20 protein-coding genes and 1 tRNA gene are annotated in these 24,742 nt (G+C 73.7%); 3 read left to right on the plus strand and 18 right to left on the minus strand.

The window, feature by feature from the left end; genetic code table 11:
- Positions 1-44 precede the first annotated feature (44 nt).
- Together ACIBTV_RS13085 and ACIBTV_RS13090 are read left to right on the plus strand one after the other, a co-directional pair.
- A complete protein-coding gene (locus ACIBTV_RS13085) occupies positions 45-512 on the plus strand; it encodes a hypothetical protein (protein WP_396704380.1) in 468 nt (155 codons plus the stop codon).
- Positions 513-1,539: 1,027 nt separating this feature from the next.
- Positions 1,540-2,004, plus strand: a complete 465-nt coding sequence (locus ACIBTV_RS13090) for a DUF1801 domain-containing protein (RefSeq protein WP_396704382.1) — start codon at positions 1,540-1,542, stop codon at positions 2,002-2,004.
- A gap of 207 nt (positions 2,005-2,211) precedes the next feature.
- On the opposite strand, the gene ACIBTV_RS13095 is transcribed toward ACIBTV_RS13090, so the two are convergent.
- From ACIBTV_RS13095 to ald, 9 genes are all read right to left on the minus strand, one after another.
- Positions 2,212-2,285 (minus strand) — tRNA-Pro (locus ACIBTV_RS13095).
- 217 nt (positions 2,286-2,502) lie between these two features.
- Positions 2,503-3,906 carry a ribosome biogenesis GTPase Der gene (gene der, locus ACIBTV_RS13100; RefSeq protein ID WP_396704384.1) on the minus strand — a complete coding sequence of 468 codons (1,404 nt, stop codon included), beginning with the start codon at positions 3,904-3,906 and terminating at the stop codon, positions 2,503-2,505.
- Complete coding sequence (gene cmk / locus ACIBTV_RS13105; protein WP_396704386.1) at positions 3,903-4,583, minus strand: (d)CMP kinase; 681 nt, start codon at positions 4,581-4,583, stop codon at positions 3,903-3,905. The genes der and cmk overlap by 4 nt, the downstream gene beginning before the upstream one ends.
- Positions 4,584-4,773: 190 nt before the next feature.
- Positions 4,774-5,544 carry a pseudouridine synthase gene (locus ACIBTV_RS13110; RefSeq protein WP_396704387.1) on the minus strand — a complete coding sequence of 257 codons (771 nt, stop codon included), beginning with the start codon at positions 5,542-5,544 and terminating at the stop codon, positions 4,774-4,776.
- Positions 5,531-6,526: an SMC-Scp complex subunit ScpB gene (gene scpB, locus ACIBTV_RS13115; RefSeq protein ID WP_396704389.1), complete on the minus strand. Its 996-nt coding sequence runs from the start codon at positions 6,524-6,526 to the stop codon at positions 5,531-5,533. Before scpB ends, ACIBTV_RS13110 begins: the two co-directional genes overlap by 14 nt.
- Positions 6,527-6,531: 5 nt before the next feature.
- Complete coding sequence (locus ACIBTV_RS13120; RefSeq protein WP_396704391.1) at positions 6,532-7,722, minus strand: segregation/condensation protein A; 1,191 nt, start codon at positions 7,720-7,722, stop codon at positions 6,532-6,534.
- Between the two features lie 211 nt (positions 7,723-7,933).
- Positions 7,934-8,857, minus strand: a complete 924-nt coding sequence (locus ACIBTV_RS13125; RefSeq protein WP_091589586.1) for a ParA family protein — start codon at positions 8,855-8,857, stop codon at positions 7,934-7,936.
- A gap of 218 nt (positions 8,858-9,075) precedes the next feature.
- Positions 9,076-10,068 carry a site-specific tyrosine recombinase XerD gene (locus tag ACIBTV_RS13130; RefSeq protein WP_396704443.1) on the minus strand — a complete coding sequence of 331 codons (993 nt, stop codon included), beginning with the start codon at positions 10,066-10,068 and terminating at the stop codon, positions 9,076-9,078.
- A 12-nt stretch (positions 10,069-10,080) separates the two neighbouring features.
- A complete protein-coding gene (gene ald, locus ACIBTV_RS13135) occupies positions 10,081-11,196 on the minus strand; it encodes an alanine dehydrogenase (RefSeq protein ID WP_396704393.1) in 1,116 nt (371 codons plus the stop codon).
- A gap of 294 nt (positions 11,197-11,490) precedes the next feature.
- Between ald and ACIBTV_RS13140 the strand changes: the two genes are divergently transcribed.
- Positions 11,491-11,766: a TM2 domain-containing protein gene (locus ACIBTV_RS13140; RefSeq protein ID WP_396704395.1), complete on the plus strand. Its 276-nt coding sequence runs from the start codon at positions 11,491-11,493 to the stop codon at positions 11,764-11,766.
- Between the two features lie 65 nt (positions 11,767-11,831).
- On the opposite strand, the gene ACIBTV_RS13145 is transcribed toward ACIBTV_RS13140, so the two are convergent.
- The 9 genes from ACIBTV_RS13145 to recN all read right to left on the minus strand — a co-directional run bounded on the left by ACIBTV_RS13145 (position 11,832) and on the right by recN (position 24,683).
- Positions 11,832-12,437, minus strand: a complete 606-nt coding sequence (locus ACIBTV_RS13145) for an NUDIX domain-containing protein (protein WP_396704397.1) — start codon at positions 12,435-12,437, stop codon at positions 11,832-11,834.
- The gene (locus ACIBTV_RS13150) at positions 12,434-14,173 is read right to left on the minus strand and encodes a CTP synthase (RefSeq protein ID WP_396704399.1); all 1,740 of its coding nucleotides are present in this window, start codon (positions 14,171-14,173) and stop codon (positions 12,434-12,436) included. Before ACIBTV_RS13150 ends, ACIBTV_RS13145 begins: the two co-directional genes overlap by 4 nt.
- Positions 14,174-14,331: 158 nt before the next feature.
- A complete protein-coding gene (locus ACIBTV_RS13155; RefSeq protein ID WP_396704401.1) occupies positions 14,332-16,881 on the minus strand; it encodes a hypothetical protein in 2,550 nt (849 codons plus the stop codon).
- Positions 16,881-18,047, minus strand: a complete 1,167-nt coding sequence (locus tag ACIBTV_RS13160) for a glycosyltransferase family 4 protein (RefSeq protein WP_396704403.1) — start codon at positions 18,045-18,047, stop codon at positions 16,881-16,883. The genes ACIBTV_RS13155 and ACIBTV_RS13160 overlap by 1 nt, the downstream gene beginning before the upstream one ends.
- The gene (murJ, locus tag ACIBTV_RS13165; RefSeq protein WP_396704405.1) at positions 18,044-19,741 is read right to left on the minus strand and encodes a murein biosynthesis integral membrane protein MurJ; all 1,698 of its coding nucleotides are present in this window, start codon (positions 19,739-19,741) and stop codon (positions 18,044-18,046) included. Before murJ ends, ACIBTV_RS13160 begins: the two co-directional genes overlap by 4 nt.
- A 1-nt stretch (position 19,742) precedes the next feature.
- Positions 19,743-20,609, minus strand: a complete 867-nt coding sequence (locus ACIBTV_RS13170) for a hypothetical protein (protein WP_396704407.1) — start codon at positions 20,607-20,609, stop codon at positions 19,743-19,745.
- A 49-nt stretch (positions 20,610-20,658) separates the two neighbouring features.
- Positions 20,659-21,600 (minus strand): copper transporter, encoded by a 942-nt coding sequence (locus ACIBTV_RS13175; protein ID WP_396704408.1) that lies wholly within the window; start codon positions 21,598-21,600, stop codon positions 20,659-20,661.
- A 27-nt stretch (positions 21,601-21,627) separates the two neighbouring features.
- Complete coding sequence (gene steA, locus ACIBTV_RS13180; protein ID WP_396704410.1) at positions 21,628-22,806, minus strand: putative cytokinetic ring protein SteA; 1,179 nt, start codon at positions 22,804-22,806, stop codon at positions 21,628-21,630.
- Between the two features lie 119 nt (positions 22,807-22,925).
- A complete protein-coding gene (gene recN, locus ACIBTV_RS13185; protein ID WP_396704412.1) occupies positions 22,926-24,683 on the minus strand; it encodes a DNA repair protein RecN in 1,758 nt (585 codons plus the stop codon).
- Positions 24,684-24,742: the final 59 nt, after the last annotated feature.

A 24,742-nucleotide genomic window follows, 5' to 3' on the forward strand; every position in this document is an offset into this window, starting at 1 on the left:
ATCATGACAACGCCCCCACTCAGAGGTGGGGTACGGAGGCCACCGTGGGTGCCGAGAAGGCGAGACAGCGGCTCATCGCGACGGCGTCGCCGATCCTGCAGGAGGGCGAGCGTGTTGAGGTGGCCAGCGTGGCGATCGTCGGCTCTGTCTCGACATCGGACCAGGTCGCCATGGGGGTAGCGACAGCTGTCTTGTCGGGCGGCCTGTTCACCGCGTTCTCCGTCGCAGTGAAGCAGTATGTGCTGTTGACTGATAGGCGTCTGCTGTTCTTCGCAATGAACCAAGTGACTGGCCGACCGACCCGGAACGTGCTCGGTGAGGTGCCGCGTTCCATCCTGCGTGCATCCGATGTTCGCGGTCGGTTGACCCGTGTTGTCGTCTTGACGGCAGACGGTGAAGCGGCGGATCTCAAGCTGCGCTTTCCGTTGCCTGCACGTCGCGATGCGGAGGCCCTAGCCGCCGCGCTGACGCCGCCCGCGAGAACTGGCGGTGGTCCGGCCACCGGAGACTAGTCTCTGGTTGGTTGCGGGTTCTGAGCGCGTCCAACGATCGCCGCGCTGGCAGCAAAAGCGTCCGGTGTGGAACTGGACCTCCTCGTCGGGCAGCCTCCGACCGTCCAGCCTCCCCGTACGGTGACAAGGTGACTCGCCAGAGGCGAGCGCGTGGCGGCTTGGCCTTGACCTGGCCGGGGTTCTCGGGCAGCCCTGGTGGTACCCGAGCGAGGATGCCCGTTGTGGTCCGAGGGAGGGCCGGGGTGGGGGCAGCGCCCCGCCGAGGGTGGGTGGAGGGATGATCCTCTCGTGAAGAGCCTTACCGAACTTGCTCTCGACCTCTGCGCTGACCCGGATTATCCGGAGCGACCGGGCAGTCACCTCAATAAGGTCCATCGGACTTCATCGAGGTGCTGACCTTCGCGGACGCTGATGCGATCATCGCGATGATCGACGAGACGATTCCGCGGACCTCACCGGGGATCTTCCGGTCTGGGCGCGGAATCTCGCCTATCGCCTGGCATGCCTTCAGCGGCCCCACGACGCGGAACTGCTACGCGCGCCCGGCGTGAACCTCTACTTTCACGGGCCGGACTGGGACGACCACGCCGAAGAGTTCAGGCGTGGAGCCGACGGGTTGGTCAACTCCTTCCAGGCTGGCCTTCCGCCGGCTACGTCAGTATCCCGTCAGGGGGTACTGCGCTGGCTCGGTTGGGTGCCGTCGCTGCGGTTGGAGTTGGACGCACCGGTTGTCGCGCAGCAGTACCCAGCGCACATCGACGCGGCGGCGGGCGAGCGCGATCAACGCCTGCTGACGCTCGCGTCCCTCACCGCGTTTGCGCTGGCAGTAGTCCCGATTCGCGGCGCGGGTGTCAGGGGGCGTCGACACTATGAGCCCGAGCTGCCCGTCCAGGTGGTGGGCCGTGCGGCGAGGTGCGTTCCAGGAGTACACGGCAAGCATCGGTCACGATTCGAGAAGCGCCGGCCTCCGCGGCACCGCTAGCGTTCCGGAAAGTATCTACCGACAACCACCAGGGAGGAGATAGCGATGGGTGCGACCCGCAAGGCGAAGAGCACGAAAAGCACCGACACCTTCTCTGAGGAGGAGCGTGCCGCTATCAAGGAGCGCGCTGCGGAACTGAAAGAGGAGGCGAGTCGCGGTCGCGGCAACAAGGCAGCCGCCGACGAACTCGACGTGCTGTCGAGGATCGCGGAGATGGAGACGTCGGATCGCGCGGTGGCCGAGCGCATCCACGCCATCGTCACCACCAACGCCCCAGAGCTGTCGCCGAAGCTGTGGTACGGACAGCCGGCCTACGCCAGAAAAGGGAAGGTCGTGTGCTTCTTCCGTAGTGGCCACGTGGACAAAGAGCCGTACTCGACCTTCGGGTTCACGGCCGAAGCGAACCTCGGCGACAACAGCGGCCTGTGGCCCACGTCGTTCGCCGTGACCGAACTGAGCGACGAAGCCGCGAAGAGGATCACCACCCTCGTCAAGAAGGCCGTCAGCTGACCCACTGCCTCGACAGCGGCGGGACCGCCGACCACCGCTGCGCAGACTGGCGCCGGCCTGCTCGTTGAACATGAGTCCGTACCGCTGCGGCCTTACGTCGTTAAAGAGCGCGCCACTGAACGACGCACTTGACCGACGCGGCCCCAGAAAGCCGGAAAGGCCAGCCCGATGTCTCGGACCAGCCTTCTGGCCTGCTATTTCAGCCTGTCGGGACGGCCGGATTCGAACCGACGACCCCTTGACCCCCAGTCAAGTGCGCTACCAAGCTGCGCCACGTCCCGATGCTTTCGCGTGAACTTCCCCGCGGCAGCCGGTACAGCTTAGCGCAGCCTCGCCCCCTCGTCCGCACTGGCCCCACCGGTACCGCGCCGCATCAGGACGAGCGGGCCGCCCCACACCCTCTGCGGCGTCCTAGGAGGGTGGGTGGGGGGTGGATGTGAGGGCGGGCCGGGTGGGGATGAAAGCTCCCCTGCCCGGCCCGCCCTCGCAGTGCCGTGGTCAGCCGTGCGCCTTGCCCCGGCCGCCGGGGCCGAGCTTCTTGCGCGGGCGTACGGAAATCTCGATCGGACTGCCCTCGAAGCCGAACTCCTCGCGGAGCTTGCGCTCGACGAACCGCTGGTAGCCCGCGTCGATCGGCCCCGTGGTGAAGAGCACGAACCGCGGCGGCGCCACGCCGGCCTGGGTGGCGAAGAGGATGCGCGGGGCCCGCCCGCCCCGCACCGGGTGCGGGGTGGCCTGCACGAGCGCGGTGAGCCACTGGTTGAGGTGAGCCGTCGGTACGCGGGTCTCCCAGCTCGCGAGGGCCGTGCGCAGCGACGGGGCGAGCTTGTCGACGGCGCGGCCGGTCATCGCCGACAGGTTCAGCCGGATCGCCCAGGGGATGCGGCGCAGCTCCCGCTCGATCTCCTTGTCGAGGTAGTACCGGCGGTCGGCGTCGACCAGGTCCCACTTGTTGAAGGCGATGACCAGGGCCCGGCCGGCCTCGGTGACCATGGACAGGATCCGCTGGTCCTGCTCGCTGATCGGCTCGCTGGCGTCGAGCAGCACCACGGCCACCTCCGCCGCCTCGATCGCGGAGGCGGTGCGCAGGCTGGCGTAGTACTCGGTGCCGCTGGCCTTGCCGACCCGCTTGCGCAGGCCGGCGGTGTCGACCAGGTACCAGGTCTCCCCGCCGATCTCGACGAGGCTGTCGACCGGGTCGACGGTGGTGCCGGCGACCGAGTCGACGACGGCCCGCTGCTCCCCGGAGAACCGGTTGAGCAGGCTGGACTTGCCCACGTTCGGCCGGCCCACCAGCGCCACCCGGCGCGGGCCGCGCGGCCGGTTCTCCACGATCGCCGGGGCCTCCGGCAGCGCGTCCAGGATGGCGTCGAGCAGCTCACCGGCGCCGCGACCGTGCAGCGCGGAGATCGTGTGCGGCTCGCCGAGACCGAGCGACCACAGCGAGGTCGCCTCCATCTCGATGGAGGCGTTGTCGGCCTTGTTCGCCACCAGGATCACCGGCTTGGCGCTGCGGCGCAGCATCTTCACCGCGGCCTCGTCCACATCGGTGGAACCGACCATGGCGTCAACCACGAAGAGCACCACGTCGGCCGTCGCCACGGCGGTCTCGGCCTGCGCGGCGATCGCCGCGGCCCGGTCCTTCGCGTCCGGCTCCCAACCACCGGTGTCCACCACGGTGAACGCCCGGCCGGACCACTGCGCGTCGTACGGCACCCGGTCGCGGGTCACCCCGGGAATGTCCTCGACGACCGCCTGCCGGCGGCCGATGATCCGGTTGACCAGCGTGGACTTACCGACGTTGGGTCGGCCGACCACGGCCACGACCGGCTGCGGGCCGCTCGGCTCGGTCTCCTCGATCTCCGGTTCCCGCAGCTCGACCCAGCCACCCTCGTCGCTCATGCCACTCCCCGCTCGCTGAGCAGGTCACGCAGCCGCTGGACGACCTCGTCGATGCCCAGCTCGGTGGTGTCGAGCTCGACGGCGTCCGCGGCCTGCTGCAGCGGCGACGTCTTACGGGTCGAGTCGAGCCGGTCCCGGCGGGCCAGGTCGGCGGCGGTGGCCGCCGCGTCGGCGGCGTCCTCGGCGCTGCGCCGGGCCGCCCGGGCCGCCTCGGAGGCGGTCAGGTAGACCTTCAGGTCGGCGTCCGGCGCCACGACGGCACCGATGTCGCGGCCCTCGACCACGATCCGGCCCGCGTTCACGATCATCTCCTGCTGACGGGCGACCAGCAGCGCCCGCACCGCCGGCACGGCGGCCACGGCGGAGACCGCCCCGGTCACCTCCGGCCCGCGGATCTCGGCGTCGACGTTCACGCCGTCGGCGGTCACGCCGTACCCCTGCGGGTCGGTGCCGATGCGCAGGTCCACCTCACCGGCGACCTTCGCCACCGCCTCGGCGTCGGTGAGGTCGACCCCGGAGCGCAGCACCGCCCAGGTGATCGCCCGGTACATCGCCCCGGTGTCCAGGTAGCGGGCACCGATGCTGGCGGCGAGCCGCCGCGAGACGGTGGACTTTCCCGAACCGGACGGCCCGTCCACAGCGACCACACATCGCCCGGTCCGCACGTTTTCCTCCACCGTCGTCCTCCTCAGCCCGTACCTCACGGATCGCCGGTCCTCCGACGCCGCGAGCGGATGTCCCTCAACCATGATGCCCGCCGTCCCCGTCCGGGACACGGGCGATGCCGCCCGGCGCGACCCACGCCACCGCGTGGCCGCCGCTCGGCCGTCACGGAGCCTACCGGCAGCCGTACCCCGTCCGGAGGGGTCAGTCACCCACCGCCTTGAACAGCGCCGCGACCTCGGCGTTCGTGAGGCGCCGGGTCCGCCCGGAGCGCAGGTCCCCGAGCCGGATCGGCCCGATGGACGTACGCACCAGCCGGGACACCGGGTGGCCGACCTCGGCCAGCAGCCGCCGGACGATGTGTTTGCGCCCCTCGTGCAGGGTCAGCTCCACCTGGGCGGTCCGTCCCAGGGTGTCCACGACCCGGAACGCGTCGACCGTCGCCGGGCCGTCCTCCAGCTCCACCCCGGCCATCAGCTTCTTGCCGAGGTTACGCGGGATCGGGCCGGCCACCTCACACAGGTACGTCTTCTGCACGCCGTAGGAGGGGTGCATCAGCCGGTGCGCCAGGGTGCCGTCGTTGGTGAGCAGCAGCAGGCCCTCGCTGTCCGCGTCGAGCCGCCCGACGTGGTAAACGCGCTGCTCCACCCGGTTGCCGAGGAAGTCGGCCAGCGCCGTGCGGCCCTTCTCGTCGGCCATGGTCGACACCACACCGCGCGGCTTGTTCATCGCCAGGTACACCAGCCGGGTGTCGGCCTGCAGGCGCTCCCCGTCGACGTGGATCACGGCGGTGGCCGGGTCGACCTTGTCGCCGAGCTGCGCGACCCGCCCGTTCACGGTCACCCGGCGGCGGAAGATCAGGTCTTCGCAGGCGCGCCGGGAACCGACGCCGGCGGCGGCGAGCACCTTCTGGAGGCGCTCGGCCCCCTCCGGGGCGACGGCGTCGGGACGGGGGGTGCGGTTATCGCGAGGCATCGGTCAGCTCTTCCACATCGTCGGGCAGGAACGGCGCGAGCGGCGGCAGCTCGTCGACCGTATTCAGGCCCAGTTTCTCCAGGAACAGGGTGGTCGTCCGGTAGAGGAACGCGCCGCTCTCCGGCTCGGTGCCGCACTCCTCGACGAGGCCGCGGGACACCAGGGTACGGATCACGCCGTCGCAGTTGACCCCCCGGATCGCCGAGATCCGTGACCGGGTGACCGGCTGCTTGTAGGCGACCACCGCGAGGGTCTCCAGGGCGGCCTGCGTCAACCGTACGGACTGCCCGTCCAACACGAACCGCTCCACGTACGTCGCGTATTCCGGCCGCGTGTACAGCCGCCACCCGCCCGCGGCGCGCCGCAGCTCGAAACCGTACCCGGCGTCGGTGTAGCCGGCCGCGATCCGGTCGAGCATCGCGCCGACCCGCTCCGCCGGCTGCTCCAGCACCTCCGCGAGGGTCAGCTCGCTGACCGGCTCGTCCACGACCAGCAGGATCGCCTCAAGCGCGCCGCGCAGCTCGGCGTCGTCCAGCTCCGGCGCGGGCTCCGGCTGGGCCTGCCCCGCCCGCCGCCGACCCCCGGCCCGGTCGCCCGCGCCCGCGTCAGCCGTCGCGATCTTGGTACGTTCCGGCCCCTCCGGGGGCGCATCCGTACCAAGATCGGCAGGCCCCTCGGCCAGGTCCGTCGCGATCTTGGAAGTCTGGGGCCCCTCCGGGGGCACCGAGCTTCCAAGATCCGCCGACGCCTCGGGCGCCGGGGTCTCGGAGGCCGGCGTCTCGGAGGCTGGCGTCTCGGAGGCTGGTGCGGCAGACGCCGCTGCCGGAACCGTCGCGATCTTGGAAGATTGGGGCCCCTCGGGGGGCGTTTCGTTTCCAAGATCTGCGGCGGCGTCCGGGGCCGGCGGGGTGGGGCGCTGCCACGGGGGGACCCAGGCGGCGGCCTGATCGGCCAGGGAGTCGCGGCGCTCCTCGTCGTTCATCGCGGTCACTCCTCGCTCGTCCCCGCATCGGGCACACCCGTCGTGGCTGCCCCCGGCCCGTCGGCCGTCGCCGGCTCCGGCACACCCGTCGTGGCACCCCCCGGCCCGTCGGCCGTCGCCGGCTCCGGCACGCCCGTCGTGGCTGCCTCCGGCCCCTCGGCCGACACCGCATGCCCACCGTCGGATGACGCCGTCGGGCCGCCCTCGGCCGTCGCCGACTCCGGCTCACCCGTCTGCGAGGGCCCGGGCTGAACCGTCGACGCCGGCTCCGGCGGAGCGCCGGGCGAGGTCGACGGCGGCTCGGCCGAATCGTTCGGTGGGGGCGTCTCCTCGGCGGGGGTGCCGGCGTACTCGTCGATTTGCAGGTCGGGGCCGCCCTCGGCGGGGCCGGTCCAGCGTACGGTCAGCTCCTCCAGCGCCTGCTCCTGCACGAACGCCACCAGGCCCTCGCGGTAGAGCTCGAGCAGCGCGAGGAACCGGGCCACCACCTCCAGGGTGGCGTCGCAGTCGGCGCAGAGCAGCGAGAACGTGGCGACGCCGGCGCGGCGGAGCCGCTCGGTGATGATCGCGGCGTGCTCCCGGACGCTGACCCGGACCATGTGCACGTGGGCGATGGAGACCTCGGGCACCGGTTTCGGGGTGAGCGCCCGGAGGGCCAGCTTGAGCAGCCGTTGCGGGCCGACGCCGAGGACCAGTTCGGGCAGCGCCTCGGCGTAGCGGGGTTCCAGGGTCACCGCGCGGGGGTAGCGCCGGCCGCCGACCGCCTCCAGCGCGCCGATGTGCGCCGCCGCCTCCTTGTACGCCTTGTACTGCAGCAGCCGGGCGAAGAGCAGGTCCCGCGCCTCCAGCAGGGCGAGGTCCTCCTCGTCCTCGACCTCGGCGGCGGGCAGCAGCCGAGCGGCCTTCAGGTCCAGCAGGGTCGCGGCGATCAGCAGGAACTCGCTGGCCTCGTCCAGGTCCCACTGGTCGCCCATCGCCCGGATGTAGGCGATGAACTCGTCGGTGACCCGGTGCAACGCCACCTCGGTGACGTCGAGCTTGTGCTTGCCGATGAGCTGGAGCAGCAGGTCGAACGGGCCGGTGAAGTTGGCCAGCCGCACGGTGAAACCGGCGGCCTCCGGCTCCGTCCCGTTCGCGGCCGCCGCGGCCGAATCCGGCTCCGGCTCCGGCTCCGGTTCCGACTCCGACGAGGACAACCCCGAAGACGAGGACGGCCGCGGCCCCGAGGACGAAGACGACGACGCCCCCGAGGACGGGGACGCGAGATCGGTGTGACCGGGCTCGGCGGAGCGCACGCTCTGCGCGGGGAGCGGCTGCTCGGACGCGCTGGGTGGGTCGAGGGGCGGGGCGGTCACCCGACGACCGTAGTCGACGGGCCGGACCGGCCGGCGCGACGGGGCACCGCGCCTACCGCTCGGCCTGCGCGGCGATCACCTCGCGGGCCAGCTGGCGGTAGTTGCGCGCACCGGACGACGCCGGATCGAGGGTGGTGATCGGGGCGCCCGCGACGGTGGACTCGGGGAACTTGACGGTCTTGGTGATCACCGTCTGGTAGACCTTGTCGCCGAACGCCTCCACGACCCGCTGGAGCACCTGACGGCAGTGCGTGGTGCGGCTGTCGTACATGGTGGCGAGGATGCCCTCGAGCTCCAGGTCGAAGTTGAGCCGCTCGCGGACCTTGTCGATGGTGTCGAGCAGCAGCGCCACACCGCGCAGGCTGAAGAACTCGCACTCCAGCGGGATGAGCACGCCGTGCGCGACGGTCAGCGCGTTGATGGCCAGCAGGCCCAGCGACGGCTGGCAGTCGATGAGGATGAAGTCGTATTCCTTGCGCACCGACCGCAGCACCCGCGCCAGGGCCATCTCGCGGGCGACCTCGTTGACCAACTGGATCTCGGCGGCCGACAGGTCGATGTTGGCGGGCAGCAGGTGCAGCCCGGCCACGTCGGTCTTGATGAGCACGTCCTCGGCGGTGACGTCGTCCTGCATCAGCAGGTTGTAGACCGACAGGTCGAGGTTGTGCGGGTTGACGCCCAGGCCCACCGAGAGCGCGCCCTGCGGGTCGAAGTCCACCAGCAGCACCTTGCGGCCGTATTCGGCGAGCGCGGCGCCCAGGTTGATGGTCGTGGTGGTCTTGCCGACGCCGCCCTTCTGGTTGGCCATCGCGATGATGCGCGCCGGGCCGTGCCGGTCGGTGGGCATCGGCTCGGGGATGGGCTTACGCATCGTGTAGGCGGCCGGATCGGCCGGGCCCAGGTCGTTGCCGAGCGCGGCCTGCTGCTCACGGAGCTCCGACGTCCACGTCTCGGCACGGTCACCGCTGCCAGCCATGTCCTCGTTGCCCCCTCCCGACGACCACCCGGCGTCGGAGCCGTCCGACGTCCTTCGCGGCGCCGCTGCGCACCCCGGTTGCCAGGCTCCCAGGAGGTCCGCGCCGATGCCGACTGTACGCCACCGACCAGCAGGCCGTTCGCTAGCCGTTCGGCGTGTCGGCGACCGCCGTCGCCGGAGCCCGCTGACGGGCCCGGGCCGGCAGGTCGAGGTGGGTGTCAGCCGCGCGCGCGGGGGTGCGCGGTGGCGTACACCTCGCGCAGCCGCTCGACCGTCACTAGTGTGTAGACCTGGGTGGTGGTCACCGAGGCGTGACCGAGCAACTCCTGCACCACCCGAACGTCGGCGCCGCCGTCGAGCAGGTGGGTGGCGTACGAGTGCCGCAGGGTGTGCGGGGAGACGGCGTGCGGCCCGTCGACCGGCAGTCCGGCGCGCTCGGCGGCCCGGCGCAGGATGGTCCAGGCGCCCTGTCGGGACAGCGCGCCACCGCGGGCGTTGAGGAAGACCGCCGGTGTTCCCCGTCCGGCGGCGGCCAGCGCCGGCCGGGCCCGGACCAGGTAGGCGCGCAGCGCCTCGACGGCGTACCCGCCGATCGGCACCAGCCGGGTGCGGCCGCCCTTGCCGCGCAGCAGCACCGTCCCCTCGGTCGGGTCCACGTCGTCCACCGCCGCGCCGACCGCCTCGGAGATGCGCGCCCCGGTCCCGTACAGGAACTCCAGCAGCGCCCGGTCGCGCAGCGCGAGCGGCGCGCCGTCGCCGGTCACGGCGACCGGGCCGGCCGTCTCCAGCAGCCGGACCACGTCGTCGACCGGCAGCGCGCGCGGCAGCCGGCGGGGCGGGGTGGGCGGGTGCACGTCGCGGCTCGGGTCGGCGCCGGTGAGCCCTTCCCGCAGGGCGAAGCGGTGCAGGCCGCGGACCGCGCTGGCGGCCCGGGCCGCCGACGACACGGCGAGCGGCGGGTGCTGGTCGTCGCCGGCGCGCAGCCGGGTCAGGTGCGACTCCACCACGCCGGCGCCGACGGCGGCGAGGTCGCCGATGCCGGCGGCGGCGAGGGTCGCGAGGTAGCGCTCCAGGTCCCGACGGTACGAGGAGAGCGTGTTCGCGGAGAGGCCACGCTCGACGGTCAGGTGGTCGAGGTAGCCGCGCACGGCACGGCGCAGGGCCGGCGCGGGCTCCTCGCCCGTGCCGGCCCTGTCGGGTGTGCCGGTCAGCCCGCCACCTCGTCAGGCCAGCACGTCCGCCAGCGGCCGGACGTCCATGCCGTGGGCCTCGGCGACCGGGCCGTAGGTGACCTGGCCGGCGTGGGTGTTCAGGCCCAGCGCCAGGGCGGGGTCGCGGCGCAGCGCCGCGCGCCAGCCGTTGTTGGCCAGCTCCAGGGCGTACGGCAGGGTGACGTTGGTCAGCGCGTAGGTGCTGGTGTGCGGCACCGCGCCCGGCATGTTCGCCACGCAGTAGAAGATCGAGTTGTGCACCCGGTAGGTCGGGTCGGCGTGGGTGGTGGGCCGCGAGTCCTCGAAGCAGCCACCCTGGTCGATGGAGATGTCGACCAGCACGCTGCCCGGCTTCATCCGGGATACCAGCTCGTTGGAGATCAGCGTCGGGGCCTTGGCGCCGGGCACCAGCACCGCGCCGATGACCAGGTCCGCGTCGAGCACGGCACGCTCGATCTCGTACGCGTTGGAGGCGACCGTCTGCAGGTGGCCCCGGTAGATGGCGTCGGCCTGCCGCAGCCGCCCGACGTTCTTGTCGAGCAGGAGCACCTCGGCCTGGAGGCCGAGCGCGATGGCGGCGGCGTTCATGCCGGAGACGCCGGCGCCGATGACGACGGTCTTCGCGGCGTACACGCCGGAGACGCCGCCCATGAGGATGCCGCGTCCGCCGCCCTGCGCCTGAAGGTGGTAGGCGCCGACCTGCGGGGCGAGCCGACCGGCCACTTCGGACATCGGGGCGAGCAGCGGCAGCGACCGGTCGGGCAGCTCCACCGTCTCGTACGCGATGCCGGTGACCTTGCGGTCGAGCAGCGCGTCGGTGCACTCCTTGGACGCGGCCAGGTGCAGGTAGGTGAAGAGCACCTGCCCCTCGCGCATCCGGTGGTACTCCTCGGCGATCGGCTCCTTCACCTTGAGCACCAGCTCGGCGGCGTCCCAGACCTCGTCGGCGGTGGGGAGGATCTTCGCGCCGGCCGCGGCGAAGTCGTCGTCGCTGATGCTGGACCCGACCCCGGCGCCGGACTCGATGAAGACCTGGTGGCCGCTGCGGGTGAACTCGTTGACGCCCGCCGGCGTGATCGCCACGCGGTACTCGTGGTTCTTGACCTCGCGGGGGATTCCGACCTTCACGATGCAGACACCTTCCTTCGGGGCGGCTCTCCCCCGACCTGCGCGGTGCGCGTCGGCTCCGTTGCCGTCGCGGTCCACCGGTCCCGTCGGCGGCAGTCTAGGCGCGCCGCCCGGCCGCGAGGACCAGCACTGTGACATCCGGTGCCGGCACGGGCTGACGGTCTGTCAGGTGTCGGGCTCGGGGATCGGCGGTGGACGTCGCCTCAGCCGTCAGGACAGTGTTCGTCCATTATCGTCCCGGCGTGGGGGTGGCGCTGCGGACAAGCGCGCAGTGGATCTATATGGTGTCCCGTCATGAGCACTCCTCCTTACCAGCCTGGGTACCCCCAGGGCCCCGGATACCCCCAGGGCGTTTCTGACAAGAGCAAGGTCGTCGCGGGCATCCTCGGCATCCTGCTCGGCACCTTCGGCGCCGGCCGCTTCTACACCGGACACACCAAGATCGCTGTGCTCCAGCTCGTCGTGGGTGTGTGCACCGGCGGCATCGGTGGTCTCTGGGGCCTGATCGACGGCATCCTGATCCTGGTCAACGGCGGCACCGACGCCCAGGGGCGTCCGCTGCGCGACTGACCCGACATAACGGAAGGGGCCGTGCGGCGTCGCCGCACGGCCCCTTCCGTGTCCCGCTCCCCCGCTCAGCGCGGCAGCGGCGCGTCCGCTCGGCGCAGCACCGACCAGCCGGTGTCGCGGGCGCGGGCCGCGGCGAGCAGCCCCGCCACGCAAGACGCGTTGGTGATCTCACCGGCCAGCACCATCGACACCGCCTCGTCCAGGTCGAGCCGGACGATCTGGAGGTCGGCCTCCTCGTCACGACGCTCGTGACGCTGCTCGGCCGGCACGTCGGCCAGGTCCCGGGCCAGGAACACCCGCACCAGCTCGTTGGTGAACCCGGGCGAGCTGTGCAGGTCGACGAGGACGTCCAGCCGGCCCGCGGTCAGGTCGACCTCCTCGGCCAGCTCCCGCGCCGCCGCGGCGGCCAGGTCCTCGCCCTCGACGTCGGTGAGGCCGGCGGGCAGCTCCCACAGATGCCGCCCCACCGGGTGCCGGTACTGACGGATCAGCACCACCTGACCGGCCTCGTCGAGTGCCACCACGGCCACGGCCCCGACGTGCCGGACGATGTCCCGCAGCCCGGTGCCGCCACCCGGCATGGTCACCTCCTCGGTGACCACGTCGAAGATCCGCCCCGACAGGCGCTGCTCGCGGGACACGACCTCGTAGTGGTGCTCGACGGCGCTCACGACGCGGACGCCGCCTTCGCCGACACGCCGTTGCGGGCCGCCTTGTCGGCGGCCGGCGCCTCCAGGTCGACCGGGAGCTGGTCGGCCTGTGAGTACGCGATCGCCGCCTTCACGAACGACGCGAACAGCGGGTGCGGCCGGGTGGGCCGGCTCTTCAGCTCGGGGTGCGCCTGGGTGGCCACGAAGAACGGGTGCAGGCCCCGGTCCAGCTCGATGAACTCGACCAGCCGGCCGTCCGGGGAGGTGCCGGAGATGTGCAGGCCCGCCTTGGTGAGCGCGTCCCGGTAGGCGTTGTTCACCTCGTACCGGTGCCGGTGCCGCTCGCTGACCTGGGTGCTGCCGTACGCCTCGGCGACCAGCGAGCCCTCGGCGAGCGTCGCCGGGTAGGCCCCGAGCCGCATGGTGCCGCCCAGGTCGCCCTTGCCGGCGACGATGTCCTCCTGGTCGGCCATGGTGGCGATGACCGGGTGCCGGGCGTCCTCGTCGAACTCCAGCGAGTTGGCGCCTTCCAGGCCGGCCAGGTGCCGGGCGACCTCGATGGTCATGCACTGGAGGCCGAGGCAGAGGCCGAGCAGCGGGATGCCGTTCTCCCGGGCGTACCGCGCGGTGCCGATCTTGCCCTCGATGCCGCGCACCCCGAAGCCGCCGGGGATCACGATGCCGTCCACGCCGGCCAGGGCGGCCGCCGCGCCGGCCGGGGTGACGCAGTCGTCGCTGGGCACCCAGCGCAGCTGCACCCGGGCCCGGTGACCGAACCCGGCGGCGCGGATCGCCTCGCTGACCGACAGGTACGCGTCGGGCAGGTCGACGTACTTGCCGACCACGGCCACGGTCACCGTGTGCCGCGGCTGGTGCACCCGCTCCAGCAGGTCGTCCCAGCTGTTCCAGTCCACGTCCCGGAAGGAGAGCCCGAGCCGGCGCACCACGTACGCGTCGAGGCCCTCCCGGTGCAGCACCTTCGGGATGTCGTAGATGCTCGGGGCGTCCGGGGCGGCGACGACCGCCTCCGCGTCCACGTCGCAGTAGAGCGACAGCTTGTGCTTGAGCTTCTCCGGGATCTCCCGGTCGGAGCGGCAGACCAGGGCGTCCGGCTGGATACCGATGTTGCGCAGCTGCGCCACCGAGTGCTGGGTCGGCTTCGTCTTCAGCTCGCCCGACGGCGCCAGGTACGGCAGCAGGGAGACGTGCAGGTAGAAGCAGTTGTCCCGGCCCAGGTCGTGGCGGACCTGCCGGATCGCCTCCAGGAACGGCAGCGACTCGATGTCGCCGACCGTGCCGCCGACCTCGGTGATCACCACGTCGGGCACCTGGCCGTCGGCGTCCGGGTCGGCCATGCCGAGGATCCGCGCCTTGATCTCGTTGGTGATGTGCGGGATGACCTGGACGGTGTCGCCCAGGTACTCGCCGCGGCGCTCCTTGGCGATCACGTCCGAGTAGATCTGGCCGGTCGTGACGTTGGCCTTGCCGGAGAGCGCCCGGTCGAGGAACCGCTCGTAGTGCCCGACGTCGAGGTCGGTCTCGGCGCCGTCCTCGGTGACGAAGACCTCGCCGTGCTGGAACGGGTTCATCGTCCCGGGGTCGACGTTCAGGTAGGGGTCGAGCTTCTGCATGACCACGCGCAAACCCCGCGCGGAGAGCAGATTGCCGAGGCTGGAGGCGGTGAGGCCCTTACCCAGCGAGGAGGCCACGCCCCCGGTGACGAAAATGTGCCTGGTCGTCCGTGCTGAAAGGGCCAAGGCCTGCTCCCGTGTCGTCTGTCGCGGTCGTGCAGACCGCCGTGCCGATCAGCAAAGTGATCACGCGATCCACGGGATTCCAGAGTAACACCACAGCTGAGCCGTACGCGGGCCGCTCCGAGGTCCCGGCGGCGCGGCCCGCGTGCCGCGACCCACGGTCAGGGTGTGCTCACCCGCTGCGCTGTCCGTACGGGCCGGCGCGGCGGCACGGTGGGCTCAGCACGCTCGCCGGCCGGGTCGGACGGGCCCGCCGTGGGCCGCGCCTCACCACCGGCGGAACCGGCCGGCCCGGCAGCCGGCCCGGGCCCCGGGCCCTCCCCCGCCCGGTCGTCCCCGTCACCGGCGGGGTCGTCCCGGTCAGCGTCCCGGTCCTCGGCGGGCCCGGTCGGGGCCGGGTCGGGAACGGCGCGGGTGCCGCCCGACTGCCGCGTGGACGTCGCGGACGGCCGTGCGTGCTCCCCGCTCGCCCCGGAGGGCCGGGGGCCGCCGGTCGGGCCGTCGTTCCCGCCACCGGTGCCCCCCGCGCCGCCACCGGTGCCGCCCTCGTCGCCGGCGCCAGGGCCGTCGTCACCACGGACACCCGAGCCGTCCGCGGGTGGACGGCCGGCGCCGGGCAGCGTCCGGTCGGTGGAGTGGTCGAGCACCCGCAGCGAGGCCAGGGCGGCCATCGGCACCACCAGGGCGACGGCGGCTCCGGCCACGTTCAGCGCGGAGGCGCCGAGCACGCCGCCGATGACCGCGGCCACGGCGGTGCCGGCCATCGCGGCGCGGATCGCCGGGTAGATGCCGAACAGCCGCATCAGCCCGCCCCAGGGCTGCAGCAGCGCGAACCAGACGAGCAGCGCGCCGGCCAGGGCCAGCAGGGTCAGCGGGCTCCCGACCAGGGTCTCGAAGTTGGCGGTGCTGGCGCGGTGCAGGGTGAGACCGCCGGTGCCGTCGCCCAGCGCGGCCAGGAACCGGCCGAGGCTGCCCCGCTCCACCGGAGGCCGGCGCAGATCCACCACCGCGTAGCCGATGGTGACCGCGAGCGCGGCCATCGTCGCCCAGGCGAGCCGGCTCACGGTCAACCAGCCGCCGGCGCTGATCACCGCGGTCACGCTCAGCCCGGCGGTGAGGGCGATCGCGCCGATCGGGTCGGCGCCGAGGTAGGGGCTGCCCACGATCACCACCGCGACGCCGCCGACCGCGACCACCGCCGCCGGGCGCCAGCCCCGGCGCAGCCGCTGGGCCAGCCAGCCCGCGGACAACAGCGCCCCGGCCACGAAGACACCCAGCCCGACCGTGCCCAGACCCGCGTACCGGCCGCCCTCCTGGGCGGAGTAGCCGACCACACCGTTGAGCTGGAGCCGGGCCCCGGTCAGCACGTCCAGGCCGACGGTGAGCGCGGCGAGCCCGGCGACCGCGCCGAGCGGGCCGAGGGTGCTGGCGTGCCCCGGTGCGAACCGGACCACGGCCGTGCCGACGGCCACCAGCAGGGCGGTCACCACGGCGAAGGCCCAGCCCGGCCGGTCGGCCCGCCACCACGGCACGAGGTCGGCCAGCAGCGCGGCGGGCACGGCCAGCGCGGCGGCCACGAGCAGCAGCTCCACGGCCGCGACGATCCGCCGGGAGACCGGTTCCGGCCCGTGCGGGCCGGCGTGCCGGCGGGCCCGGCGCAGCAGCGGCAGCACCGCGACCGCGAGCAGCGTCTGGGCGACGGCGAGGAGCGTGAAGAACCAGCCGGCCACGGACCGCTGGGCGGCGGCCTCCCGGTCGGCGTCGGCCGGCCGGGCGATCGCGGCGGCCAGGTCGGCGGGGCGGCCGTCGACCGCGACCGCCGGTCGGCCGAGGAACAACCGGTCCGGCATCGGCCGGCCCAGGGCGGCGAGCGCGGTCGGGGCCAGGTCGACCAGTTGCAGGTAGCCGTCCCGGCCGGTGCTCGCCGAGGTCAGCCAGCCCCGCTGCCAACCCGGTCCGTCGGCGACGGCCACGTGCAGCCGGGCCGTCGCGTCGGTGTCCGAGATGCCGGCCACCAGCACCAGCGAGCGCGGGGGCCGGGCGGCGAGCACTCGGGCCAGCTGCGCGTCGGCGGCCCGGGCGGCGGCGACGCGGTCCGCCTTCGCGGTGGCGTCGACCGTGCCGAGGTCGACGATGCTGAGCACGCACGAGCCGAGCAGGTCCGCCGGGTCCGCCGGCAGCGCCGGGGCGTACCGGTCGACGCGGCCGAACGGCCGGGCGGCGGCCACCGCGGCGCCCGGACCGACCGCCACCGAGCAGCGCACCGACTCCGACAGTGCCCCGGGTGTGGTGCCCCAGGGCAGCTGCTCCTGGTTGTGATGGACCACACCCTCCTGGTCGGGCAGGTTGGCCCCGATGCCGTCGGGCTGCTCCACGGTGACCGAGGCCGGCGGACAGCCGCCGGCCTGTCGGCTGCCGCTCCAGGCCGCGAAGCTGCCCGCGCCGAGGGTCAGCCAGCCGTCGACCGGGCAGGTGGGCCGGTGCGCGGAACGGACCGACAGCGAGCCGATCGCGCCCTGCTCGGCCATCCGCCACAGCGTGGGGGTGTTCTGCGGGTCCACGTCCTCCCAGCGCAGCCCGGCGACCCCGGCGATGACGACGAAGTCGGCGGTGCGCTGCGGCGTGCCGCGGTCCGGCCGGGCGGCCAGCGCGGCGATGCCGAGCGCGACCACCACCAGGGTGAGCAGGGCGGGGGCGAGTCGGCGCAGCATCACCGGTGTCCCGTCGACGACGCGTCCGCGCCCGGGCCGGTCGGGCCGCTCGGGTCGGCTGCCAGCTCGGTGTAGAGCCCGACCAGCGCGGCGACCGTGTCGGCCTCGGTGGGCCAGGTCGCCGCCCGCTCGGCGCCGCGCCGCCCCAGGTCGGCGCGGCGCGGCGGGTCGTCGAGCAGCGCGCGGACCGCGGTGTCGACCGCGTCGACGTCGCCGGCGGGCACCAGCTCCGCCGCGTCGCCGACCAGCTCCGGCAGGCCGCCGACGGCGGTGGCGACCAGCGGTACGCCGGCCCGCAGCGCCTCCTGGGCGAACAGTTGCCGGGCCTCCCAGTCGCTGGTGACGACCGCGAGGTCGGCGCCGGAGAGCAGGTCGGCCACGTCGGTGCGGTGACCGAGGAGGGTCACCGGCGCCCGGGCGGCGGAGATCCGGGCGGCCAGCGGAAGGTACGCGGGGCCGCTGCCGGCGACCACCACCACCGGCGCGGGGTCGCGCGTACGCCAGCGGGCGGCGGCGTCGACCAGCACGTCGTACCGCTTCTGCGGGTGCAGCCGGCCGACCGAGACGATCAGCGGCTGCGCGTCGGTGACACCGAACTCGGCGCGCACCGCGGCCCGACGGCGACGCGGTGCCGGCAGGGTGGGCGCGGCGACCGGGGCGAGCCGGGCGTCGGCGGCGCCCAGCGCGGCCGCCCGGTCGACCAGGTCGGCGGAGGCGCCGAGCGCGACCCGGGCGCCCCGCGCGACGACCCGCTCGACGACCCGGGACAGGGCGCCCCGCAGGCCGCCGGCGAGCACGGCGTTGTGCCAGGTGACCACGAGCGGCGCCGACGGTCGCGCGAGCACGGCGACCAGCCCGGCGCGCAGGCCGTGCGCGTGGACCACGTCCACCGGGGTGTCGGTGAGCGCCCGGCGCAGCGCCGTGACGGCCCGGGCGTCGGCGGGTGTGGGGCTGGCCGGGATCTCGACCGGCTGGAAGCGGGCGCCCACGCCGGTGAAGTCGAACTGTTCCTCCGTGGCGGCCGGGCCGCACACCAGCACGGACGCGCCGGCGGCGGTGAGGCCACGGGCCACGGACCGGACGTGCTGACCCACCCCACCGGTGCTGGAGGCGAGTACCAGCGCCACCGAGCCGGGCCAGCGCGGCGCCGACGAGGCGTCGGTCATGAGGAAACGGTCTCCTTCCCGTCGCCCCGCTCCCCGGGGCGCTGGTCCGCCTGCGTGCCGGCGGTGGCCGGCGGGCGTCGCCGGCCGAGGCGGCGGGTCACCGCCGCGAGCAGCGGTCGGAGGTCCCGCGCGTCGGTCAGCCAGGCGACGGCGAGGAACAGGGCGCCGACCACGACACCGGACAGCATGCCCTGCGCGAGCGCCCCGGATGTCGTCGGGGTCGAGTCGACGAGGCCGTCGAGCCAGCGGGCGACGGCCGCGCCGGCGATGCCGGCGACGACGGCGGCGAGCAGACCCGCGGCTGCGGCCCGGCCGACGCCGGCCAGGGCGTCCCGGCCGGCGGACCGGACGACGGCGGCGATCAGCAGGCCGCCGAGGAGCAGCATGCCGAGGGAGGTGGCGAGCGTGACCGCCAGCACCCGGTCGTCGAGGGGCAGCAGCCACCCGAACAGGACCGCCAGGGCCGGCACGGCCAGCCAACCGACCGCGGTCGCGACGGTCGCCGACCGGGTCGCGCCGCGGGCGTAGAGCGCCCGGGTGAGGACGGCGAACAGGCCGTAGCCGAGCAGGCCGGGCGCGAACCCGGCGACGGCGGCCGCCGCGGTCGACGCGGCCTGCGGGGACTCGGGGAAGAACAGGTGGCCCACCGGCTGCGCGGTGCCGACCAGCGCGGCGGCGCCGAGCAGGCTGAACAGCACCACCCCGCGGACGGCCGGCGCCAGAGTCTCCCGGTAGGTGCGCTCGTCGCCGGCGGCGCGCGCGGCCACCAGCGTCGGGTACGCGGCCACCGCCAGCGGCACGGCCAGCACCGACCAGGGCAGGAAGTAGATGGTCTGGGCGATGTTGTAGACGCCCGGGTTGGAGCGGGCCCCGTACGTCACCTGGTTCAGGGCGACGGCCAGCGCGATCTGCTGCGCGGTGACCGCGACCACCCCGGCGACGGCCAGCCCGCCGACCCGCGCCCGGGCGTCGGGCGGGAACCCGTACCCGGGCCGCAGGCGCAGCCCCAGCCGGCGCAGCGGGATCAGCAGCGACAGGGACAGCACGACCACGCCGAGGGTGGTGCCCCCGGCGAGCAGCAACTCCCCGCCCCGGCTCACCGAGCCGACCGTGGCGAGCCGGCCCTGCCAGGCGGTGAAGCCGAGGTAGACCGCGATCACGGTGACGCTGGACAGCAGCGGAGCGATCACCGGCCAGGCGAAGCGTCGGTGCGCCTGGAGCACCCCGGTGAGCACGATGCCGATGCCGTACAGCGGCAGTTGGGGGGCGAAGAGCAGCAGCATCCGGGCGCCGGCCTCCCGCTGCTCCGGGTGCAGGCCGTGGCCGAGCAGGCCGATCAGCGGGTGGGCCAGCAGGGCCACCGCGAGGGCCAGCGGCACGAGCAGGGTGAGCGTCCAGGTCAGCAGCGCGCCGGTGGTGGCGTTCACCGCCCGCCGGTCGCCCGCCTCCACCGCGCCGGCCAGCAGCGGTACGACGAGACTGGCCAGCGCTCCGCCGGCCACGATCTCGAAGACGATGTTCGGCAGGTTGTTCGCCACCACGTACGTGCCACCGAGGTCGGTGCCGGCCAGCGTCCAGGTGAACACGGACGTGCGGCCGAAGCCGGCGAGCCGGCTGACGACGGTGAGGACGGCGATGAGCGCGGCCGCTCCGGCCACCCGGCCGGCGCCGGCGAGGGGTGCCGGTCTGGTCACGTCAGTCCGACGACCGGCCCAGCGCGTCGAGCTCCCGCAGCCCCGGGGTCCGCTGGATCACCTGGGTGAAGCTGACCTTCTCGCTGGCCGCGGTGAGGGCGGCGAGGACGGCCAGGGTGCCGGCGCGGCCCAGCGGCCCGGTGCGGGCGGCGAGCGCGACGCCGAGCACCGCGCCGAGCGCGTTGGCCCCGCTGTCGCCGAGCATGACGTCCTCGCCGAGGTCCTCGGGGAGCAGCCCGGCGGCGGCGCCGACCGCGCCGGCGGCCAGCCCACCGTGCGGGCCGCCGGTGAGCGGCGCACCGAGCAGCAGCCCCGACTTGAGCGCCCGGCCGGGGCGCAGGTCGAGCAGGTTGATCAGGTTGGCGGTGCCGGCGACCACGCCGGCGCCGAGCAGCACGTCGACGCCCCGGCCGAACGCACCCTGCCGCTGGCGGCGCCGGTGCCCGGCGACCCGAGGGTCGGCGGCGAGCAGGGCGGCGGCGCCGAGCCCGGCCGCGCCCACCCCGACGATCTTGACGAGCCCGGCGGTGACGCGACCCTCGCGCAAAGCGGCGAGGTGCCCGGCGAAGCCCTTGGCCGTCTTCTGCTCGGGCCGGGCGCCCACCACGTCGTCGTAGAGACCCACCGCCCCGGCGCCCACCCCGGCGACCAGCGCGGCGGCGCCGGACGCCACCCCGGGGGCGCCGAGCGCGGCGGCGCCGGACGCGCCGACCGCGAGCGCGGGCCCGGCGGCCAGGCTCACCGTGCGGCCCCGGAAGTTGGTGCGCTCCAGCGCGGGCCCGGCCGGCGACGTCCGCACCTCGCGCAGCGCGTAGCGGGCGGCGGCCACCCCGGCGCCGGCGGCCAGCAGCCGCCCCAGGATCCTCACTCGGTCACCCCGATCGGGTCGTGGACGGACATCCGGGCAGAGGGTTCGCTCACTGGGGCAGTTTAGGCAGCAGCGACGCGGCGTTGTCGCCCACGCCGTACTGGCCGGCCTTCTTCTCGGTGAGCTGCTGCACCAGCGCCAGCGTGGTGACCAACTGGCCCTGGATGGTGTTGGCGTTGTCGACCGTGGAGATCGACTGGGACAGCACCGGGTCACCCCGCACGATCGCCACGAGGTTGCCGCCGGCCGAGCCGTTGCCGCCGACGACGATGGCCCCGGTGCGGTCGAACTGCTCGGCGATCTTGACCACGGACTCGTCCTTCTTCGCGGAGTCCTTGTCCACGTACGGCTGGCCGCTGATCACCACGACCGACTCGGCCGGGCCGGTGACCCGGTCCTCGGTGGTCAGGTAGCCCGCGTTCGTGTAAGCGGCCACGATCGACCGGCGGTCGGCCTCGCTGACCGGGGCCATGCCCTGCGCCCGGTCCAGCAGGACGCTGGCCAGCAGCGCGCTGGACGTCTCCACGCCGTGCCCGTTGCCGGGCAGCCCGGTGGTCTGCGCGCTGGTCGGCCGGGCCGCGGTGACGGCCAGCTCCAGCAGGTTGTTGTTGTTGTCCGGGTTGATGAACTTGTCCTGCAGGTCGACCCGGCCGGTGATGTCGGCCCCGGCGAGCTGAAGCATCTTGATGACGCCCTCGGTGTGTTCACGGCCGGTCGGCAGGCTCACCACCAGCACCCGGCGGCCGGCGAGCTTGCCGGGCAGGAAGACCTGCGCCATCTCGGCCGCGAAGCCCTCCTCCGACTCCAGCTGCTTCTCCAGGTTGTCGACCGTCTGGCGCCAGTGCTGGTTGTCCTTGCGCAGCCCGGTGACCTGACCCTCGAGCGAATCGGCCACCGGGCCGTTGAGGGCGGCTGTGCCGACCACCAGCCCGATGGCCAGGGCCAGGAAAACCGCGGTCAGCGACACCACGTGGTACCGAAAGTTGATCACGCTTGCAGCCTCTTGATCGTCGGAGAGCTAGAAGAGCTGGCCCAGCTGGAACACGAAATTGTCCCACCACTCGGAGACCACGCCCAGGTACGCCTTCCCGACCGTGGACACGGCCACCGCGGAGGCCATCGCGGCGATCGCCGAGAGCACGAGCAGCAGCAGGGACGAGCCGGAGATGCTCTGCCGGTAGAGCCGGCTCACGCCCTTCGCGTCGACCAGCTTGCCGCCGACCTTTAGCCGGGTGAGGAACGTCGAGGCCATGCCGCCGCGGCCCTTGTCGAGGAACTCGACGAGGGTGGCGTGGGTGCCGACCGCGACCAGCAGCGAGGCGCCCTTCTCGTCGGCCAGCAGCATCGCCAGGTCCTCGCTCGTGGCGGCGGCCGGGAACGTCACCGCCGGGACGCCGAGACCGGCCACCCGGGGCAGCCCGGGCGCCCGACCGTCCGGGTAGGCGTGCACGATCACCTCGGCGCCGCAGCGCAGCACGTCGTCGGTGACCGAATCCATGTCGCCGATGATCATGTCAGGGGTGTAGCCGGCCTCGACGAGGGCGTCCGCGCCGCCGTCGACGCCGATCAGCACCGGCTTGAACTCGCGGATGTAGGGCCGCAGCACGTCCAGGTCGGCCTTGTAGTCGTAGCCGCGGACGACGATCAGGCAGTGCCGCCCCTGGATCTGCGTCTGGATCTCCGGCACGCCGACGCCGTCGAGCAGCAGGTCCCGCTCCTGCTTGAGGTAGTCCATCGTGTTGGCGGCGAACGCCTCCAACTGCACCGACAGGCCCTCGCGGGCGTCGGCCATCGCCTTGGCCACCGTCTCCGCGTCCTGCAGGCTGCCGTGCGCCACCGGCTCGTCGCCGACGTAGACCGTGTTGCCCTCGATCCGGACGGTGTCGCCCTCCCGGATCTGCTCGAAGACGCTCTCCCCCAGGTCGTCGAGGAGCGGGATGCCCGCCCCGATCAGCACCTCGGGGCCGAGATTGGGGTAGCGGCCGGAGACCGACGGCTTCGCGTTGAGCACCGCCGCGACACCGACGGCGACGAGCGAATCCGCCGCCACCCGGTCCAGGTCGACGTGGTCGATCACCGCGATGTCGCCGGGACGGAGCCGGCCGACCAGGCGTTTCGTCCGGCGGTCGAGGCGCGCGGTGCCGAGGACACTGCCCGGTACCGCGTTCCGGGTCCGGCGCAACGTGGGTAGACGCATCGTGACCATCCTGGCATGTGAGGCAGGCTTTTCTGTCGCGACATGCCTGAGCAGGGCCGCCTACCCAGGGAAGCACACCGGAGCGCAGGCTGGTGTGCTTGCGCTCACAATACCGGCGGTCACGCCCGCCTTTCCTTGGCCGCCACGGCCAGAAGCTCCTCGGCGTGGGCGATACCCAGATCCGAATCCGGCAAACCCGCCAACATGCGGGCCAGCTCCCGCGCCCGCTCGGTGTCCTCCACCACGCGCACGCCGCTGGTGGTCACCGCGCCGCCGGTGTCCTTGGCCACCACGAGGTGCCGGTCGGCGAACGCGGCGACCTGCGGCAGGTGGGTCACCACCAGGACCTGGTGGCTGCGCGCCAACCGGGCCAGCCGACGGCCGATCTCCACCGCCGCCTGGCCGCCGACACCCGCGTCGACCTCGTCGAAGACCAGGGTGGGTGGGCCGCCGGAGCCGGCGAAGACCACCTCGATCGCGAGCATCACCCGGGACAGCTCACCGCCGGAGGCACCCCGCTGCAACGGCAGCGCGGGCGCGCCCGGGTGGGCCAGCAGCCGCAGCTCCACCTCGTCGCCGCCGTCCGGGCCGACGCCGACCTCGACCCCGCCCACCGACAGCGCCGGCTCGCCCCGCCCGGCCGCCCGGGGCAGCACCGCCACCTCGATCCGGGCGTGCGGCATGGCCAGCCCCGCCAGCTCGACCGTGACGTCCTCGGCGAACCGGGTCGCCGCCTCCCGGCGGGACGCGGTCACCCGACCGGCCAGGTCGGCGACCTCGGCGGCCAGCCGCTGCCCCTCCCGCTCCAACTCGTCGAGGAGCTCGTCGGAGGTGTCCAGATCGGACAGCCGGGTGCGGGCCCGCTCGGCCCAGGCGATCACCCCGTCGACGTCGTCGGCGTACTTGCGGGTGAGCGCGCGCAGCGCGGCGCGGCGCTCGTAGACGACCTGCAACCGGGCCGGGTCCGCGTCGAGCGTGGCGAGGTAGGCCGACAGCTCGGCGGAGACGTCGGTGACCAGGGTCGCCGCCTCCTCCAGGCGGACGGCCAGGTCGCCCAGCGCCGGGTCGGTGCCCGCCTGCGCCTCCAGCGTGCGCCGGGCGGTGCCGAGCAGCGAGGTCGCGTCGGGGGTCTCGTCGGCCGCCTCGGCGCCACCGGCCACGCACTGCTGCGCGAGCTGCGCGGCGGTGCGCAACCCCTCGGCGTGCTCCAGCCGCTGCGCCTCGGTCTTGAGCTCGTCGTCCTCGCCGGGCTGCGGATCGACCCGGGTGATCTCGTCGAGGCCCAGCCGCAGCAGGTCGGCCTCCTGGTTGCGCTCCCGGGCGTTGCGCCGCCGGTCGGCCAGGTCGTCGACCACCCGACGCCAGCCCGCGTGGGCCTCGCGCAGCGCGTCGAGCAGCTTCTCGTGCTCCGGCCCGGCGAACCGGTCGAGCGCGGCCCGCTGCTCGGCCGGACGCAGCAGTCGCAGCTGGTCGGACTGGCCGTGCACCGCCACCACCTGCTCGCCGACCTCGCCGAGCATCGACACCGGCATGCTGCGCCCGCCGACGTGGGCCCGGGACCGACCCTCGACGGTCACCGTGCGGCTCATCAGCAGGGAGCCGTCGTCGTCGGGCTCGCCGCCGGCGTCGGTGATGCGGGCGTGCACCGTCCCGGCGACCCGCCCGGCCAGCCGCAGCCGCCCCTCCACCACGGCACGGCCCGGGTCGGCCCGCACCCGCCCGGCGTCGGCCCGGCCGCCGAAGAGCAGGCCGAGACCGGTCACCACCATGGTCTTGCCCGCACCGGTCTCGCCGGTGATGACGTTCATCCCGCCGGTCAACGGGAGCGTGGTGTCCTCGATGACGCCCAGTCCGGTGATGCGCAGCTCTTCCAGCACAGCACCTGACAGTAGACGCGGGGCCCGACAGTTGACCAGCCGGCGACGCCGCGTCGTGA

Source organism: Micromonospora sp. NPDC049366 (assembly GCF_044466625.1).
GTDB lineage: Bacteria > Actinomycetota > Actinomycetes > Mycobacteriales > Micromonosporaceae > Micromonospora.

Bases quoted from the DNA above. Each gene is read 5' to 3' on its own strand.
- scpB (WP_396704389.1), bottom strand. From the start codon at position 6,526: ATGAACGACGAGGAGCGCCGCGACTCCCTGGCCGATCAGGCCGCCGCC.
- ACIBTV_RS13125 (WP_091589586.1), bottom strand. From the start codon at position 8,857: ATGGCTGGCAGCGGTGACCGTGCCGAGACGTGGACGTCGGAGCTCCGT.
- ACIBTV_RS13155 (WP_396704401.1), bottom strand. From the start codon at position 16,881: ATGCTGCGCCGACTCGCCCCCGCCCTGCTCACCCTGGTGGTGGTCGCG.
- der (WP_396704384.1), bottom strand. From the start codon at position 3,906: ATGAGCGACGAGGGTGGCTGGGTCGAGCTGCGGGAACCGGAGATCGAG.
- steA (WP_396704410.1), bottom strand. From the start codon at position 22,806: ATGCGTCTACCCACGTTGCGCCGGACCCGGAACGCGGTACCGGGCAGT.
- ACIBTV_RS13160 (WP_396704403.1), bottom strand. From the start codon at position 18,047: ATGACCGACGCCTCGTCGGCGCCGCGCTGGCCCGGCTCGGTGGCGCTG.
- ACIBTV_RS13110 (WP_396704387.1), bottom strand. From the start codon at position 5,544: ATGCCTCGCGATAACCGCACCCCCCGTCCCGACGCCGTCGCCCCGGAG.
- ACIBTV_RS13090 (WP_396704382.1), top strand. From the start codon at position 1,540: ATGGGTGCGACCCGCAAGGCGAAGAGCACGAAAAGCACCGACACCTTC.
- ACIBTV_RS13140 (WP_396704395.1), top strand. From the start codon at position 11,491: ATGAGCACTCCTCCTTACCAGCCTGGGTACCCCCAGGGCCCCGGATAC.